Source organism: Vibrio sp. 1751 (assembly GCF_033339895.1).
Lineage (GTDB): Bacteria > Pseudomonadota > Gammaproteobacteria > Enterobacterales > Vibrionaceae > Vibrio > Vibrio alginolyticus.
On sequence record NZ_JAWOVM010000001.1, the window covers coordinates 221,366 to 241,956 of the forward strand.

Annotated in this window: 3 protein-coding genes; 2 read left to right on the forward strand and 1 reads right to left on the reverse strand. The window is 48.8% G+C overall.

All coding sequences use genetic code 11. The features are described from left to right. Positions 1–3: 3 nt before the first annotated feature. A complete protein-coding gene (locus tag R7041_RS01005; RefSeq protein WP_258512344.1) occupies positions 4–18,678 on the reverse strand; it encodes a tandem-95 repeat protein in 18,675 nt (6,224 codons plus the stop codon). 182 nt (positions 18,679–18,860) lie between these two features. Between R7041_RS01005 and R7041_RS01010 the strand changes: the two genes are divergently transcribed. Beyond that, entirely contained in the window at positions 18,861–19,229 is a 369-nt protein-coding gene (locus R7041_RS01010; RefSeq protein ID WP_031777210.1) for a hypothetical protein, read from the forward strand. Positions 19,230–19,238: 9 nt separating this feature from the next. Then, positions 19,239–20,588: an HlyD family type I secretion periplasmic adaptor subunit gene (locus tag R7041_RS01015; RefSeq protein ID WP_033906830.1), complete on the forward strand. Its 1,350-nt coding sequence runs from the start codon at positions 19,239–19,241 to the stop codon at positions 20,586–20,588. Positions 20,589–20,591 lie beyond the last annotated feature (3 nt).

Sequence of the window (20,591 nt, forward strand, 5' to 3'; positions counted from 1 at the left end):
TGGTTACATTGAGCTTTGATCGAAATCGTTGCCTTGGTCAGTACCTGTTTGAGTATCCGAGTCGAAGCTGCCAGAGTCATCCGTGAAGTCAACACCTTGATCTTGACCTCCTGCACTTGTCCAGTCGCTGCCGCCAGATTCCATACCCGCCATATCTGGTTGCTGATCTTGAGCAGAACCTTGCATGGTGTATTGATCATCGACTTCAACTTCAACTGTGCCACTCGCACCTTCTACTGCGCTGCCCAATTCGTCGTAACCTTGGAATTGGATTTCGCTCGTACCTTCGTAACCTTCTGGTAGGTCAACCGATACTGGTTGGTTCAGGTTGCCACTTAATGTGAAGCTGCCATCGCCATTATCCAGTGCGTTGCTTACCGATGCGCCATCAGGTAGACCGGACATTTCTGCATAATCCACCGATTCGTTACCGCTGACCTCATCTGGAACCGAGATAGAAATGGTATCGCCTGGTGCTGCAGTCACATCAGCTGCGCTCTCCTCTTCACTGTCTGCACCGTTTGCTGCTTGCTCTTCAGGCTGTTGCGCTTCGCCAACTTGCTGCTCTGCTGATGCTTGAGCAGTTTGGATTTGTGGCTCGTCGCTTTGCGCTGAATCGTCCGCAACTTGGATGCTCAGATTCTGAGTCGATACTTCACCATTGTCGTTGACCTGAACATCCATAGCCAAATTGCCATCGAAGTCATCGTTCGGCCAGTATGTCCACTCTTCACCACCTGATTTCGCAAAGAAACCAGCATCGTTTGCATCGGCGACATCCAACACTTCTGCTGAAGGGCTAATGCCAAGTTCATCAATCAACTGTGCTTCCGTTAGTGTTAGTGAACCATCATCAGCCAGTGCGTAGCCTTCGCTGGTAGTGGTTTCACCTTCACCTTGGATGTCGACATTAAAGAAGCTCTCAATGCGGTTTTCACCGTCAGTTGCAATGAAGCCAACTTGAACATCTCCGGTGTAGCCTTCTGCTGGTGTGAATTGGTAGTTACCTTGGTTATCGGTCTCTATCACACCTTGACCTTCCATTAGGCTCACTGACTCAATGCTCAAGCTGTCGCCTTCTGCATCGCTCAAGGTCGACAGCATGTCATCATTGGTGAACGACAAGGTGCCATCCGCTGCCATTTCTGTGGTAGAAATGCTGTCGATTTCTGGAGAAGCATTCTCTTGTGGTGCGTCTTCTTTCACGACCACACCCGTTTGCTCATCATGAAGCACACCGTCTTTATCAATCACGTAAGCGATATCCGCTTCACCAGTAAAGCCTGGTGCTGGATTGAATGTCCATGTGCCATCACCGTTATCGACAATCTCACCTTGGCTGCGGTCAGCTAGGTGAACAAATTTCACTTCATCACCCGCGTCAGCGTCTACGTTTTCTGCCAATCCGATTAGGTCATCAGCGGTTAGGATAACGGGCTCACCCGCTAGGGTTTCGAAGTCACCTGAATCGATGCCATCTTCGAACTCTTCTGGCTCGTCACCATAATCCACCGTTGTTGCGGTCACGGTTACGAAGAACTCGCCATTAAAGTCAGCCGGAGGCGTCATTTGCAGGTCTGAAATATCCCACTCGTTCAAGTCGATGTATTGACCCGGTTCCGTAATGGTAATGGTGTTCACACCATCCGTAACTTCGAAGCCAACAGGGAAACCAGTCATCACTAGGTTACTCAGTGTTTCTGAATCGTCGATCAGACCAACATTCAAGCCTAGGTGACCCGTTTCGTCCTCACCGAAGACTAACGGACCATCATGGTCGGTTGTGATGACCGCGCCATCCGCAACAGGGCGAACAAACACTGGTACATCAAGTACTGTTTCAAACTCACCGTCACTTACCACAACTTGCAAGTCAGAAACCCCTGCAAAATCGCCAGTCGGTGTGAACGTCCAAGTACCGTCACCGTTGTCTGTTACCTCACCACCATCTTCACCTTCTGCGGTGATAATGCGTGATACGACTAGGTTTTCAGTGTCAATGTCGCCGAACAAGTTCATCAGGTCGCCAGCGTCGAAGGTGAATGCGCCATCCTCGTCGGTTGCCATAAAGGCATTACCCACATTGAATGGAGCATCGTTGACTGGAATGACATCCACATTCAACGAGCCTTCAACCACTTCTTCACCATCCGTCGCGGTGTAGCCCAGTTCCACCAAACCATTGAAGTCTTGAGTGGTTACCAAGTGGTACATACCATCTGGTTGCTGGGTTAATGTCGCGTTTGCAGGCGCACGAACCGTGATGCTTTCTACGCTGATTTCGTCACCATCAAGATCCGTAACTTGATCAGCGATGTAAGCAGGGTCAATCACCATGACCACATCTTCTTCGCCTTGCATCTGGATGGTTGGCGCTTCTGGTGCATCATTAACCGCTTCGATGTTTAGATTGCCTTCAACCGGCGTCACTAAATCACCATCGCTGACGCCGAACGACATTGGCACATCGCCGTTGAAGTTCTCAGCTGGAGTGAATGACCAAGTGCCATCGCCGTTGTCTAGCAAGTCACCGTATTGCTCATCAATCACTAGGTCGACAGCAGACAGTTCATCGTAGGTGTTGTCGATGTCTGTCGCGTTAGCAAGCAACATGTCCTGCGTAATAAGAATGGTGGTATCTTCGGTGCCAGCAATATTCACTGGCGTTGATTGCGGCGCATCGTTAATTGGGTTCACCGTTAGGTCGACGCCCACTTCCACGCTCGCACCATCGTTATCAATCAAGTCGAAACTTAGGTCGATATCGCCATTGAAGTTCGCATCAGGCGTAATCGTGAAGCTCCCATCTTGGTTCTCAACAACGGTCGCATTGGCTACCGCGGTTAAGTTCACCGCTTCTAGATTATCGCTGTCGACGTCACCCGCTTGAGCCAGTAACTGCTCTTGACTCAATGTGATTGAACCGTCTTCATCGACGCTGTAAGCCAAATCGCCAGATACCGGAGCATCGTTGACAGGCAATACATCAATGTTCGCGTTGGTTGTCGCAGTTGCACCGTCTTCATCAGCGACGACTACGTCTAGGCTTACGCCACCGTTGAAGTTTTCATTTGGCGCGAAGCTGTAAGTGCCATCGTCATTCGCTGTTAGAATGCCGTCGCTACCACTGTAAGAGACGCTTTCTAAGCTCACGTCGCCTTCCACATCGCTTGACTGCGCTAGCAGTTGCTCTTCCGTGAAGATAATGACTTCGTCTTCATTGACAGAGTAACTGGTCGCACCTGCGATTGGTGGATCGTTCACCTCAAGTACTGTGATACCCGCAGTGGTTGAGTCTGTCGCGCCCTCTTCATCGACAACCACAACGTCTAGGCTGACCTCACCATTGAAGTTCTCGTTTGGAGAGAAGGTGTACGTACCATCGCCATTGTCTTGGAAGACGCCATCGTTGCCACTGTAAGTCACACTACTGATGTCTACGTCGCCTTCAATATCCGACGAATTAGCCAGTAGTTGCTCGTCACTAATGGTGATCGAATTATCTTCATGTACTGTGTAGGACGTGCTGCCTGCCACCGGTGGATCGTTCTCTGGCGTCACGCTTACATCGATATTTGCGGTCACGGTATCCGTGCCATCGGAAACATCGAAGGTAAAGTTCACGTCGCCATTGAAGTTTTCGTTTGGCGCGAAGCTGTAAGTGCCATCACCATTGTCGGTTAGGACACCATCAGCACCTTTGTAGCTCACGCCTTCAACGGTTAGGTTGTCACCTTCTACATCCGTCGCGCCTGTTAACAAGTCTGCGTCTGTGAAGGTAAGAAGACCGTCCTCACCCACGGTGAACGCTTGATCTTGTGGCTCTGGCGCGTCATTGACTGGTGTTACTGTTAAGTCGAGACCAGCCGCAACCACTTCTTCGCCATCTGTGACATCGTAACTAAACTCAATGTCACCGTAGAAGTTCTCGCTCGGAGTGATGGTAAAGCTGCCATCCTCGTTCATTTCAACCGTTGCATTTTCATCATTGGTGCTCAGGTTGATTGCACTTAAGTCATCGCCATCGATATCAACAGCGTGCTCCAATAACTGCTCTTGAGTTAGCGTAATGCTGTTGTCTTCGGCAGTGACTGCAGTGATGTCACCCGTTACTTCTGGTGCATCATTGGTTGGCGAGATATGAATTGTCACATCTTGCGTCGCTGTCGCCGTTGTACCGGTATCCACATCCGTAGAGGTTGCATTCACGGTTAGCGTCACATCGCCATTGAAGTCCGCAGAAGGAATAAACTCTAGCCCTTCTAGCTCGCCTGGTTGTAGTGACCAAGTACCATCACCATTATCAACACCCGCTGATAGCGAGCTGCCTTCTGGCACATCTTCAATCAAGATAGCGAGGTTTTCTGAACCATCGGTATCGGTTAACGCTGCATCGATATCAAGCGGCACTGGTGTATCTTCGGTACCAATAATTTGATAATCCGCGTCCGCTACCGTGATTTCGATGTTGTCGATACCAAATGATTCATCCCAAACGTCTTGATTCAAGGTTGAACCGAAGCCGAGTTGTAGTTCGCCATCCTCGACAGGAACCGTCAGATTGATTTGGTGAGCTTGGTCATTCCAGCCACTGAAGCCTTCACGTTGAGAGGCTCCGTGGATCACTTCACCCACTTCGTTACCGTCTGAGTCGTAAAGCGTTGTCGTGCCATCTTGAGTACGGAACGCTGAGTTCTCTAACGTCGTTAGCTGTTCGCCGCCGACAAAGATTTGGAACGACTCGCCATCCCAAGAATCGATTTCGTAGAAGCTAAACGAGATGTTCACTTCGTTGACATCGCTTGGGATCTCGTAGGTTTTGCTGACCGCTTCATCACCACCAGTGCCACCAATACGACCCAACATGTCGCCCGTTTCGAAGCCTTGTGAACTTTCGGTGTTCGCGTTCCAACCGTTCGAGCCAGACTCGAAGTTATCAGACGCAATCACCAAGTCTGAAGCAATCGACAACTCTGGCATATCAACCACAGATTGAACATCAATGTTCGCTTCTGCTGGCACGGTTGCGGTGCCATCGTTGACATCAAACGTCACGTTGACGTTGCCATCGAAGTTTTCGTTTGGTGCGAAGGTGTACGTGCCGTCCCCGTTATCGACTAACGTACCACTGTCAGAAGCAACGTTTTCAACCGTTAAGTTATCACCATCGATATCTCCTGCATTTTGCAGCAGTTGCTCTTCGGTAAATGTGAAGCTGGTGTCTTCTTGCGTGACGAACTGTGGTTGACCAACTGTTGGTAGGTCGTTCACTGGATTCACAGTCAGATCGGCAGTCGCTTGAATGGTCGCATCACCGTCCGTAATGTCGAAGCTCAGATCAATGTCGCCATTAAAGTCTGCATCCGGTGTGATAGTGAAGCTGCCGTCATCGTTCGCAACAACGGTCGCATTGCCGTCAACAGTGAGGTTCGCTGCGGTTAGGTCATCGCCATCTACGTCGCCGGCTTGCGCAAGAAGCTGCTCTTGGCTGAGGGTGATAGAACCATCTTCATCCACGCTGTAAGCCAAATCACCTGATACCGGAGCATCATTGATTGGAAGAACATCGATGTTTGCATTGGTTGCTACCGTTGCACCATCTTCATCAGTCACAACAACATCAAGACTGACGTCACCGTTGAAGTTTTCGTTTGGCGCGAAGCTGAATGTACCGTCGCCGTTGTCAGTAAAGATACCGTCGGAGCCGCTGTAGCTGACGCTATCAATCGCCACTTCACCGTCAACATCAGAAGCATTCGCCAACAGCTGCTCAGAGCTAATGGTGATGACTTCATCTTCGTTGACTGAGTAGCTAGTTGCGCCGGCAATTGGTGGATCGTTCACCTCAAGTACTGTAATACCTGCGGTGGTTGAATCCGTAGCACCGTCTTCGTCTACCACAACAACATCTAGGCTGACTTCACCATTGAAGTTCTCGTTTGGCGAGAAGGTGTAAGTACCATCACCATTGTCTTGGAACACGCCATCTGCGCCGCTGTAGCTCACGCTGTCGATTGCTACTTCGCCTTCGACGTCAGACGAGTTAGCCAATAACTGCTCGTTACTGATGGTGATCGAATTGTCTTCATGCACCGTGTAAGACGTGCTGCCTGCCACCGGTGGATCGTTCTCTGGTGTGACTGTCACATCGATATTCGCGGTCACGGTATCCGTGCCGTCAGAAACATCGAAGGTAAAGTTCACGTCGCCATTGAAGTTCTCGTTTGGCGCGAAGCTGTAAGTGCCATCGCCATTGTCAGTTAGGACACCATCTGCGCCTGTGTAAGTGACGCCTTCAATCGAGAGGTCATCGCCATCGATGTCCGTTGCGCCATCAAGCAGATCTTGGTCAGTGAAGGTCAACACGCCATCTTCGCCAATGGTGAACGCTTGATCTTCTGGCTGCGGCAAATCATTAACTGGGTTAACGGTTAGGTCCGCTGTTGCAACAATAGTGTCGCTGCCGTCGTTGATATCGAACGTGATATCAATGTCGCCATTAAAGTTCGCATCTGGCGTGATAGTGAAGCTACCATCATCGTTTGCCGTGACCGTTGCATCACCGTCAACCACTAGGTTAGATGCGGTTAGCGCGTCGCCTTCTACATCCGATGCTTGAGCAAGAAGCTGCTCTTGGCTTAGCGTAATTGAATTGTCTTCATCGACACTGTAAGCCAAGTTGCCCGATACTGGCGCATCGTTGATTGGCAATACATCGATGTTTGCGTTAGTTGCCGCAGTTGCACCGTCTTCATCAACAACCACAACATCTAGGCTAACATCGCCATCAAAGTTGGCGTTTGGTGCGAAGCTGAATGTGCCGTCACCGTTAGTAGTAAAGATACCGTCAGAGCCGCTGTAGCTGACGCTATCAATCGCAACTTCACCTTCAACGTCAGAAGCGTTCGCCAATAACTGCTCAGAGCTAATGGTGATGACTTCGTCTTCGTTCACTGAGTAGCTGGTCGCGCCTGCAATTGGTGGATCGTTCACCTCAAGTACTGTAATACCTGCGGTAGCTGAATCCGTTGCACCGTCTTCATCGACTACGACAACATCTAGGCTCACTTCGCCATTGAAGTTTTCGTTTGGCGAGAAGGTGTACGTACCATCACCATTGTCTTGGAACACACCATCTGTGCCGCTGTAGCTAACGCTATCAACCGCGACATCTCCTTCGACGTCTGATGAATTCGCCAGTAACTGCTCGTCACTGGTGGTGATCGAGTTATCTTCATGCACTGTGTAAGACGTGCTGCCTGCCACCGGTAGATCGTTCTCTGGCATCACACTCACATCGATATTCGCGGTCACGGTGTCCGTGCCATCGGAAACATCGAAGGTAAAGTTCACGTCGCCATTGAAGTTCTCATTCGGAGCGAAGCTATACGTACCATCTCCATTGTCAGTTAGGACACCATCTGCGCCTGTGTAAGTGACACCTTCTACCGATAGGTCATCGCCATCGATGTCCGTTGCACCATCCAGCAGGTCTTGATCAGTGAAGGTCAACACACCATCTTCACCAATGGTGAACGCTTGATCTTCTGGCTGCGGCAAGTCATTAACTGGGTTAACGGTTAGGTCCGCCGTTGCAACAATAGTGTCGCTGCCATCATTGATGTCGAACGTGATATCAATGTCGCCATTGAAGTTCGCATCTGGCGTGATAGTGAAGCTACCATCGTCGTTTGCCGTAACCGTTGCATCGCCATCAACCACTAGGTTAGACGCAGTCAGCGCATCACCTTCTACATCCGATGCTAGAGCAAGAAGTTGCTCTTGGCTAAGTGTGATTGAGTTGTCTTCGTCGACGCTGTAAGCCAAGTTACCCGATACAGGTGCATCATTGATTGGTAAGACATCGACTGTGATGTAAGTATCAACCTCTGCGCCGTCTTCATCACGAATGGTCACATCCAACTGTACTTGACCGTTGAAGTTTTCATTCGGTGCAAAGCTACAAGTACCATCACCGTTTACTGAGAAGATACCATCTGGACCGTCGTAGCTGATGCCTACTAGCTCAACATCACCTTCAACATCCGAAGCATTCAGTAGCACTTGCGACTCACTAAAGGTCAGAACTTGGTCTTCATCGATAGTGTATGCAGTAGGACCTGCGATTGGTGGGTCATTTACCTCAATCACAGTAATGCCAGCAGTGGTAGAGTCCGTTGCACCCTCTTCATCGACAACGACAACATCTAGGCTCACCTCGCCGCTGAAGTTCTCGTTTGGTGAGAAGGTGTAAGTACCATCACCGTTGATTTCCAGCACACCATCGTTACCGCTGTAGCTCACGCTATCAATCAACACATCGCCTTCAATATCCGATGAGTTCGCTAATAGCTGTTCGTCACTGATGGTAATCGAATTGTCTTCATGAACGGTGTAAGCCGTGCTGCCTGCCACCGGTGGATCGTTCTCTGGCGTCACTGTTACATCGATATTTGCCGTCACGGTATCTGTGCCATCGGAAACATCGAAAGTGAAGTTCACGTCGCCATTGAAGTTCTCGTTTGGTGCGAAGCTGTAAGTGCCATCACCATTGTCAGTAAGAACACCGTCTGCGCCTGTGTAAGTGACGCCCTCAACAGATAGGTCATCCCCTTCAATATCGGTAGCGCCTGTTAGCAGATCCGCATCAGTAAAGGTCAGCACACCATCTTCACCAACAGTGAACGCTTGATCTTGTGGTTCAGGCGCATCATTAACTGGTGACACCAATAACTCAAGGTTGGTTGAGACAACATCATCGCCGTCAGACACATCGAACGTAAAGGTGATATCACCATTAAAGTCCGCATCTGGCGTTAAGGTGTAAGTACCGTCGCCATTGTCTGTGATGGTGATGTTTTCATCATCCGTTGCTAAGTTCAGCGCTATCAGTTGGTCTCCATCCAAGTCACGCGCATTAGCGAGCAAATCTTCTTGCGTAATTAGGATTGAACCATCTTCTTCAACCATCGCTGAAACAGGCAATGCTTCAGGTGCATGTTCAATGTGGGCACCTGTTGCATTGACGTAGATGGTTTGAGAAACGGTTTCAGAATCATTATTTGATAGCTCTGTTGCCGTTGCCGTTACATTGATTTCTAGCTGTTGGTTAAAGTCTTCTGGCAATTGAATCTGTAGCTCTTGTTCAATTGCTGTGGTTGGAAGCGTTACAGAACCATCTGGACCGACTGTAACTTCACCGCTGTAGATCTGGCTGTTCACTTCACCTACATCAATGGTGAAGTTGAAGTCACTATAATCGGCATCGCCGCCACCGTAGAGATCTTCAAAGCCGTAAACCAGTTCACCGTCTTCGTTCACAGTAGTTCGAGTATGTTCAATGCCATCTTGGTTGAGCTCTGAGCTTGTGCCGCCATGGAAGACTGCATCACCAAATTGGCTTTGAATCACGGTTTCAGAACCATCAGCACCCACAAACACGAGTTGTGGGTCGACCGTATCCATGTTCGCAGGAGAGCCATCTGCCGCACGGAACTCATACTGACCATCTTGCATGGACGCAAAGTCATTGAAGTTATGACCGTTAGGAATCAAGAATAGGTTGAAGCTTTCCCCTTCCGAGATTTGGAAGCTGAACTGATCTTGTCCCGGAACGAGGTCACCACCGCCGCCAACTTGAGAGGCGTTTTCGTATACCACTTCAACGCCCGTGATGTTGCCATCTTCATCGACTTTGTAGTAACCCGCTGTGTTTTGGTAACCCGCGGTTTCACCTTCAAAGGTAACCGTGATTTCAGTATCGTTAAAACTGGTGATACCGTTGTCTTGATCGTTAAGTACCCCTTCGTTGTCGTAGCTGATCACCGAACCTTCTGGAACACCATCAACGGTCACAGTCAGCGTTTCTGACAAGTCTTGGTCAACCAATGCTGCGGCGATGTTCACTTCAACAATACCGCCTGGCTCAACCAAGATCGCTTGGTCATCCACGTTTCGACCGTCGCCATCAGTGATGACTAGATCTGGCGCATCTGCTACGGCTTCGATATGGACATTAATGTCTTGCTCAACTTCATCCGTACCGTCAGAAACCGTAAAGCTGAACTGTAAGTCACCACTGAAGTGCTCTTCTGGTACGAAGCTAAATGTACCGTCACCGTTATCCGTTACAGTACCTTCATCACCCGAGTAGTTAATGCTCGTAACAGTGAGGTCATCACCATCAATATCAATCGCGCCACTTAGAAGATCTTCTTGCGTGAACAGGATGCTGCCATCCTCTTCAATGTGGTACATGCCAGGCGCAACAATTGGAATGTCATTGACTGGGTTCACCGTCAATGTCATTTCATTGGCAACACTCAATTCACCGTCGCTCACTTCATAAGTAAACTCGATGTCTCCGTTGAAGTTCTGTGAAGGCGTAACGGTAAAGGTGCCGTCGCCGTTATCCACGATAGAGGCATTCGGATCATTGGTTTCTAGTGCCGTTGCGTATAGGTCATCACCATCTTGATCGCTGGCATTTTCAAGCAGCATTTCTTGTGTCACGAGAATAGAGCCATCCTCGTCCACGTCTGCCACGATTGGCGCTGCTTCTGGTGCGTCGTTGACGAACTCAACTTTCAAGTCGATGTTTGCCGCCACCACATCGGTGCCATCACTCACATCAAACGTGAGGTCAACATTACCAAAGAAGCCCTGCTCTGGCGTTAACGTGTAGGTGCCATCGCCATTGTCTGTCACTTGAACCATATCGCTTAAGCTCGTCACGTTCACAACAGATAAGTCATCGCCTTCGATGTCCGTCGCTTGAGCCAGCAGCTCTGCTTCAGTAATCGTGATGGCTTCGCCGTCTTCTGTAGTGAAGGACAAATCAGGCACATCTGGCAGGTCATTCACAGGGTTAACGGTGAGGTTTAGATCTGCAGCGACGGTTTCAATCGCGTCAGTTACGTCATAAGTAAATTCGATTTCACCAAAGAAGTTTTCACTCGGTGTAATCGTGAAGCTACCATCAGCGTTCTCAACGATGGTTGCATTAGGATCGTTGGTCGACAGGTTCACCGCTTCAAGGTTGTCACCATCCACGTCCGTCGCGTTCGCTAACAAGTCTTCTTGAGTGATGGTAATTGAGCCATCTTCATCGACGACCGCATCAACAGGGCCGCTGACCTCTGGACCTTCGTTGACGATCTCAACATCGATCTTCGCTGTGCTTGGTGCGCTTGCTTGACCATCGCTGATGTCGAAGGTCAGGTTCACTTCGCCGTAGAAGTTCGAAGTTGGCTCGAAGGTAAAGGTGTTGTCGCCGTTGTCTGTCAACGTACCTTGTGACTGGTCAACAAGCAGCAGGTTCTCGATATGCAGAATGTCGCCATCCACATCGGTCGCACCTGATAACAGGTCTTTTGCTTCGATGATGATGGTGCCGTTTTCTAGCATTTGAGTATGCAGCGGCGCACCAGGAACTGGCACATCGTTGACTGGAATAACGGTCAGATCTAGATGGGTATCGACTTCATCGGTGCCATCGAAGACTTTGTAATCGATGTCGACTTCACCATTGAAGTTTTCATTCGGCATAAAGGTGTAAGTGCCGTCGGCATTGTCGACAAGCTCACCGTTGTCACCGCTGTAAGAGATATCAGAGATAGACAGCGCATCGCCTTCCACGTCACTTGCATTGGCAAGCAAATCATCCGCGCTAAACGTAATGCCCACATCCTCATCAGTCGACAACACAATCGGACCAGAAACGATTGGCGCATCGTTTACTGCTTCGAAGTTGATGTTGATGATGTTGTCGTCGGTGAGTTCACCATCCGTAACTTGGTAACCAAGCTCAATCTCACCATAGAAGTTCTCATCCGGTGTGACTGTCCATGTACCATCGCCGTTGTCGGTTAACGTAGCGTGCTCCGCGTTATCCCCCACCAGCTCTAGGTTTTGAATATCAAGAACGTCACTATCGATATCACTCGCTTGTGCGAGAAGCTGCTCTTCAGTGATAACCACAGAGGCAAACTGCGTAGAACCTTCGGTATCGATGGTCACATTTGGCAGATCAGCCGTCAGTTCGATTTCACTGTCACCTTCACGGATATTCAGTTCTACCGTTTCCGTGATTTCCGTGCCGTCCACGCCAATAGATGTGAACACCGCTTCATCATGACAAGTTTGCGAAACCGTCATGTTTTGAACCACGTAAGTACCGTTACCTTGAATCGTACCTAGCTCAAAGTAAGATACCGGTTCGTTCACCGTTAGGGTGTAATCCGTCTCATAGCTACCACGATCTTCTTTGTGGTAAGTCATCGAGTCGATCAAGTCACCATCAGAGTTAAAGGCGCGAATTTCGACTTCCGTAAAGTGGCGAGACTCTTCCATAAACCAGCCGCCTAGACCATCTAGGTGGAAGCTGATTTCGTTGATGTCTTGGCCTTCAACGGTCACAGTCAGTTTTTCATCACCGCTCAAGCCTTGGCGGTCAGTATCGCCAATACCGTGACCGATGTGTGTTTTACCATTCCACGCACCGAGTGGGTCGTCATTACTTTGAACGGTAACTTTCAAATCACCATCAACAAACTCACGTGTGTAAGGGTCAACAGCAGTCCCCCAATCATCGAGGCTAGCGTTGTCATCAAAGGTACCAATTTTACTCGTATGCGTACCGTTCGCCAATGCATCATCGTTTGGAATGAAGCGCACTTCCGTGTCTGCAGGCACCTCCTGCCCGACTTCTAGCTGTACCCATTCGTCATTTAGATTTGCTTCAATGATGCCGTTTTCAGGGGCTTGGTCGAGACGTAACGCAGGCTCTTCACGCAGAGAAACACCCACTGTTTGGTCTTCTTCTGCTTGAATAAAGATCTCGTCGCCCGCTTCTGGCGCATCGTTGACAGGATTAACGGTCAGATCCAACGTGGTCAGAACATCATTTTCGCCATCGCTGATGTTATAAGTGAAGTCCAACTCACCGTTAAAGTTTTCCGTATGCGTAATGGTGAATGAACCATCATCGTTGGCTACGATCGTCGCATCTGGGTCATTGGTTTGTAGATTGCTGGCAACAAGGTCATCACCTTCAATGTCTGTCGCATTCGCAAGCAACTGTTCTTGCGTGATGGTGATGGCGTTATCTTCATCCACTTCAGCTTGAATGCCTGATGTTTCAGGAGCGTCGTTCACCGCGATAACATCGATGCCTGCGGTTGTCGTATCCGTTGCACCATCTTGGTCGATGACCGTAACGTCGAGCGAAATGTTACCGTCAAAGTTCTCATTTGGTGTGAAGGTATATGTGCCGTCGCCATTGTCCACGAAGCTACCGTCGTTACCAGAGTAGCTAACATTCGCCAAGGCTACGTCGCCTTCCACATCAGAAGAGTTGGCTAACAACTGCTCGTCACTGATGGTGATTTGACCGTCTTCTTGAACCGTGTAAGACGTAGAACCTGCAACCGGCGGATCGTTCACTGGTGTCACGCTGACATCAATGAATGCTGGTGTTGAACCTGTGCCGTCAGACACATCGAATGTGAACTGAACATCACCGTTGAAGTTCTCATTCGGCGCGAAGCTGTAGGTGCCATCGCCATTGTCGGTAAGCACACCATCTGCACCTGTGTAGAGAACGTTTTCGATAGACAGATCATCGCCATCAATATCCGATGCGCCTTCCAATAGGTCTGCATCCGTGAACAGCAAGGTGCCATCTTCTTCTACCGTGAACTGTTGATCTTGCGCTTGTGGCAAGTCATTCACAGGATTAACCGTAATGTCCAGACCAACTTGTACCGAGCCACCATCGTTATCAATGATATCGAAGGTCAGATCTAGGTCGCCGTTGTAGTTTTCATCCGGTGTGATGGTGTAACTGCCATCATCGTTGTATTGAATCGTTGCGTTGTCATCTGTCGATAGATTGATGGCTTCAAGGTTCTCGCTATCAATATCGCCCGCTTTGGCAAGCAGCTGCTCTTGGCTTAGCGTGATTGAGCTGTCTTCGTTGATGGTGTAAGCCAAATCACCCGATACTGGTGGATCGTTGATTGGCAATACATCGACATTGATGTGCGTATCAACGGTTGCCCCATTCTCATCTTGAATGGTCACATCCAACTGAACTTGACCATTGAAGTTCTCGTTTGGTGCAAAGCTACAAGTACCATCGCCATTGACGGTAAAGATACCATCCGAGCCTTCATAGCTGATGCCAACAAGCTCTACATCGCCCTCGATATCAGATGCGTTAGCAAGAATTTGTGACTCACTGAATGTCAGTACTGAATCTTCGTCAACCGTGTAAGACGTTGGACCGGCAACTGGAGGATCATTCACTTCAATGACCGTAATGCCTGCGGTCGTTTCGTCAATCGCACCTTGCTCATCCGCCACAATCACATCAAGGCTGATATCACCACTGAAGTTCTCATTCGGCATGAAGGTGTAAGTGCCGTCACCGTTATCTTGGAATACGCCATCGGTGCCTGAATAGGTCACGCTATCGATGGACACCGCGCCTTCCACATCCGAAGAGTTAGCCAGAAGCTGCTCGTCGGAAATGGTAATCGCATTATCTTCATCAACCGTGTAAGACGTAGAACCCGCAACCGGAGGATCGTTCACTGGAGTGACGCTCACGTCCACATTGGCAGGTACGGTCTCAGTGCCGTCAGAAACACCAAAGCTAAAGCTGACGTCGCCGTTGAAGTTTTCATTTGGTGCAAAGGTGTAAGTACCATCGCCGTGGTCAGTCAGCACACCATCGCTGCCTGTGTAGCTAATGCCATCAACCGTTAAGTTATCGCCATCGATATCGGTCGCGCCAGCAAGTAGGTCTGCGTCGGTAAACTGAAGCGTGCCGTCTTCTTCAACACTGAACTGCTGGTCTTGAGGGACAGGAAGATCGTTAACTGGATTAACCGTTAGATCCGCCGTTGCTTGGATAGTGTCTGTGCCGTCCGTAATGTTGAATTGGATATCAATGTCACCATTAAAGTCCGCATCTGGTGTAATCGTGAAGCTGCCATCATCGTTCGCTGTGACGGTTGCGTTTCCATCTACAGTCAAATCGCTAGCGGTCAGGTCATCGCCCTCAATATCAGACGCTTGAGAAAGAAGCTGCTCTTGGCTGAGTGTAATCGCACCGTCTTCATCAACGCTATAAGCCAAATCACCCGATACTGGCGCATCATTGATTGGCAATACATTCACATTGATGACGGTATCAACTTCTGCTCCATCTTCATCTCGAATGGTCACATCAAGTTGAACTTGTCCGTTAAAGTTCTCGTTTGGCGCGAAGCTGCACGTGCCATCATCGTTAACGGTGAAAATGCCATCCGGACCATCGTAACTAATGCCAACAAGCTCTACGTCGCCTTCCACATCAGAGGCATTCAACAGCACTTGCGACTCACTAAACGTCAGAACTGAATCTTCATCAATGGTGTAAGAAGTTGGTCCTGCGACTGGTGGATCGTTCACTTCCAGCACCGTAATGCCAGCAGTGGTGGCATCCGTTGCGCCTTCTTCATCAGCGACGACGACATCAAGCGTCACTTCACCATTAAAGTTTTCATTTGGAGAGAAGGTGTACGTACCGTCACCATTGATTTGCAACACACCATCGCTGCCAGAGTAGCTCACGCTATCAATCGAGACATCCCCTTCTAAATCCGAAGAGTTTGCCAACAGTTGTGCGTCAGAAATGGTAATAGAGTTGTCTTCGTGAACTGTGTAAGACGTTGAACCAGCCACCGGAGGATCATTCACCGGCGTGACGCTCACATCTACATTCGCTGAAACCGTACCTGTGCCATCAGATACGTCGAAGCTGAAGTTTACATCGCCATTGAAGTTCTCATTTGGCGCAAAGCTATACGTGCCATCGCCATTGTCAGTTAGAACGCCGTCGGTGCCTTCATAGCTGATTCCCGTTACAGAAAGGTCATCGCCTTCAATGTCGGTCGCACCAGCAAGCAGATCCGCATCAGTAAATTGCAGCGTGCCGTCCTCTTCCACACTAAATTGTTGGTCTTGAGGAACAGGCAGATCGTTGATTGGATTAACGGTTAGGTCAGCGGTTGCTTGAACGGTATTCGTGCCATCTGAAATATCGAAGCTGATGTCGATATCACCATTGAAATCTGCGTCTGGCGTGATAGTGAAACTACCATCGTCATTTTGAGTCACCGTCGCGTTGCCATCTACCGAAAGGTTAGACGCCGTCAGTGCATCGCCTTCCACATCGGAAGCTTGCGACAACAACTGTTCTTGGCTCAAACGAATCGAGCCATCTTCGTCCACCGAGTAAGCAAGATTGCCAGATACTGGTGCGTCATCGACAGGCGTAACACTGACATCAATGTTGGCAGAAACCGTATCCGTGCCGTCGGACACATCAAAGCTGAAGTTTACGTCACCATTGAAGTTTTCATTTGGCGCAAAAGTGTAAGTCCCATTGCCGTTGTCGGTCAGGATGCCGTCGCCACCATTGTAGCTCACGCCTTCAACTGTTAGGTTGTCGCCTTCAATATCCGTTGCGCCAGTAAGCAGGTCTGCGTCCGTAAAGATCAGCGTGCCATCTTCTTCCACGCTGAATTGTTGGTCTTGAGGGACAGGCAAATCGTTGATTGGATTAACCGTTAGGTCAGCGGTTGCTTGAACGGTATTCGTGCCATCTGAGATATCAAAGCTGATGTCGATATCACCATTGAAGTCTGCGTCTGGTGTGATGGTGAAGCTACCATCGTCATTTTGAGTCACCGTCGCGTTGCCATCTACCGAAAGATTAGATGCGGTCAGTGCATCGCCTTCCACATCGGAAGCTTGCGACAACAACTGCTCTTGGCTCAAACGAATCGAGCCATCTTCATCCACCGAGTAAGCAAGATTGCCAGATACTGGTGCGTCATCGACAGGCGTAACACTGACATCAATGTTGGCAGAAACCGTATCTGTGCCGTCGGACACATCAAAGCTGAAGTTTACGTCGCCATTGAAGTTTTCATTTGGCGCAAAAGTGTAAGTCCCATTGCCGTTGTCGGTCAGGATGCCGTCGCCACCATCGTAACTCACACCTTCAACGGTTAGGTTATCGCCTTCAATATCCGTTGCGCCAGCAAGCAGGTCAGCATCGGTGAAGATCAGAGTTCCGTCTTCTTCCACGCTAAACTGCTGGTCTTGAGGAACAGGTAAATCGTTGATTGGATTAACTGTTAGGTCAGCGGTTGCTTGAACGGTATTCGTGCCATCTGAAATATCGAAGCTGATGTCGATGTCACCGTTGAAATCTGCGTCCGGTGTGATGGTGAAGCTGCCATCGTCATTTTGAGTCACCGTCGCATTGCCATCTACCGAAAGATTAGATGCCGTCAGTGCATCGCCTTCCACGTCAGAAGCTTGCGACAACAACTGCTCTTGGCTCAAACGAATCGAGCCATCTTCGTCCACCGAGTAAGCAAGATTGCCAGACACTGGCGCATCATCGACTGGTGTGACGCTTACATCAATGTTGGCAGAAACCGTATCTGTGCCATCGGATACATCAAAGCTGAAGTTCACATCACCATTGAAATTTTCATTTGGCGCAAAAGTGTAAGTCCCATTGCCGTTGTCGGTCAGGATGCCGTCGCCACCATCGTAACTTACACCTTCAACTGTGAGGTTATCGCCTTCAATATCCGTTGCGCCAGCAAGCAGGTCAGCATCGGTGAAGATCAGCGTACCATCCTCTTCAATCTCAAAGGTTTTATCTTCAGGCACTGGTGCGTCATTGATTGGACGAACAGTTAAATCAATCGAGCTAGAAATGGTTTCTTGACCATCACTGATATCAAACGTTAAGTCGAGTTCACCATTAAAATCAGTATCAGGTGTGACGGTATAAGTGCCATCACCATTATCCACAACCGATGCATTAGCACCCACTTGCACGTTGAATGCGGCAAGATCATCGCCATCAACATCACTCGCGTACCCGAGAAGTTGTTCTTGAGTGAAGGTAATAGTGCCATCTTCATCCATGATGTATGCCAGATCTTGCCCTACTTCTGGCGCGTCATTTTCACCTTCGACTTTAATTTGGAACGTTTCGCTCGTAGTTTCGGAGTCGAAATCGTCTTCTACTTGCGTCGTGGTTTCTTCGCTGGTGTCTTGTACATCCACCGCGAAGCTCTCTTCAGTGGTTTCTGAATCTAGCTCGTCACCACCTTGAGAACCTTCAGAGTCTGAAGAAGCACTTGGCGCAGATGAAGTTTGTACCGCTTGTCCTTGCGCTTCATTGCCTTCTGCGTCCGAACCACCTTCAGAGCCAGAGGCATCACCACCACCGACCGCTTGGGCACCCGCCCCAGAATCCGAACCACCGCTGCCCAGAGCCTCGTCACCTGATTCTCCGCTAGAAGCTACACTATCAACAACATTGGATTGTGCAGCGTCAGAGTCGCTGCTACTTTCAGTATCCTCCTCTTGAACTGCGCCACCCGAGCTCACTGCTTCTTCTTCCGTACCCGCGCCACTAGGATTTTCTTCCATCGCACGATTGGCTTCATCAACAGCATCTGCGCTTTCAGCACCGGTCGCTACAGTCGAAGAGACGGTCGACTGCTGTTTTTCTTCTTTTGTCCCCGTATCCTTCGTTTCTGTTTGCTCTACCGCATCGTTAAGCTTTTCATTGTCTTTTTCTTGATTAGTGTCGCCTGCCATTACAGCCTCCGTTGCTTTTAGCTAACTGATCGTATTTAGAGGCAGTAAAGGACACCATTTTTAGAAACCAACTTTTTTATACAACTTTTTTCATACCTTTCGAGTTCCATAAAAACAAAAAAATTTGAAAACCCAGTATAAAGATCCTTACTTGTTGTCATTAAAGCAATTAGTGCGGTGGGATAATGATAAATATGACAAATCTGTTGCGCTCAGTCGACAACAGCCATAAAGGGCTGCAATTGCTATTAGGCGATTTTTACCAAGATTTCAGTGACGCAGGGATTGATATTGAGATGCTGCATAAACAAAACCGTTTTGAAGCACTCAGATGTTATTCAAAAAGGCTAAAGACCATTCTCGTCTTGTTATGTGATGATGACTTACCACCAAAATTGGCAAAGCTTGAACACTTAAACAAACACCATTTCCCTGCTCCTAATGAATTGATCGAGGACGTTAAAACCGAGCTTAACAACGTAAACAAACAAATTAGCCAGCTGTTAAAAATCGAAAATTCAATCGATAGCCGCACAGGTAGTGAATCGTAGGGGTGGCTCATGAGTAATAAGCAAATAGAACATCACCTCAAAAAGGCACTCGTTTCGAACAACGAAGCTTCGAAGGTAACAGCAGACGATACAATCGTGCTAGCCAGTGCAATGACCAGCGTACACAAAACCTTGCTGGTTATCTTTTTGCTTTCCATGGTGGCTATCGCCGTGGCATCTCAGGCTCGTATCGACATTGTGGTGTCGGTGCGCGGTGAGCTATTGCTCGAATCTGACATCGAAAAAGTGCAACACCTTGAAGGCGGTATTCTAGAAGAAATGCTAGTGCGCAAAGGCGAAGTAGTTTACGAAGGTCAGCCTATTGCACGCCTTCGCTCTCTGGATAGAAACACTCAACTCGATACGGTAAACACAGAGATCATTCAGCTAGAGCTAGACAAGATTCGTTACGAAAGCCTGCGCGATATGGTGGAACCCGATTTTTCTGCCTACATCGAAAAGTACCCAGAATTAGTGCAAGTCAACATGAATACCTGGCAGCAAGAATTTTCTAAAAACCGTTCCAATGAAGAGTTGATCACTCACGATATCCAACATAAGAATTCGCTTATTGATTCAATGCTCAAGCGCCGTAAAAGCTCCGAGAACCAGCTCTCCTTGATACGCAAGCAGCTCAATATTAAGAACACCTTGTACAAAGAGGAAATGGCGTCTTACGTCGATGTTCTGAATATGCAGGTTCAAGAGTCAAACATGGTGCGTGAGATAGAAAACCTTGATGAGTCGGTCATGAATGAGCGCTTCCAACTCGACAAACTAGAGAAGCAGTACCGAGACTTGGTGGAGAATCGTAATGCCGAGTATCAAGCACAAATCATTCAAGCAAACAAGGACTTAAAGTTGAAACGTATATTACGTCCTCAACACTCAGATAAAGTGGATCGCCTCGTGGTTTACGCCCCTATTGACGGTGTAGTAGATAAAGTGCACTTCAACTTCCGCTCCGCTGTGATACCGCCAGGTGAAAGCATCGCGGACATTGCACCGATCAATAACGCCCTTCACGGAGAGGCGAAGATCCCGCGTAAAGACATGGGTTTTGTAGAAATCGGACAAGCGGTCAAAGTGAAGATGGATACCTACAACTTTGCCAAATACGGATTTTTGGAAGGTCGAATTGCATCGATCAGCCGTTCTTCTTATGAAGAAGAAGACGCTGAATTCTACCTCGCGGAAATCCAAATCAGTCAAAACTATCTAGAGCGCGGAGGCACACAATACAAGCTGTCCCCTTATATGGAGTTTACCGCAGACGTGAAAACAGGTTCACGCCGGGTGATCGAATACGCAGCGAAGCCGGTTATGTCGGCTATCGAAGACGCATTCGATGAGAGGTGATGG

Coding starts and splice junctions, on each gene's coding strand:
- R7041_RS01005 (WP_258512344.1), bottom strand. CDS start 18,678: ATGGCAGGCGACACTAATCAAGAAAAAGACAATGAAAAGCTTAACGAT.
- R7041_RS01015 (WP_033906830.1), top strand. CDS start 19,239: ATGAGTAATAAGCAAATAGAACATCACCTCAAAAAGGCACTCGTTTCG.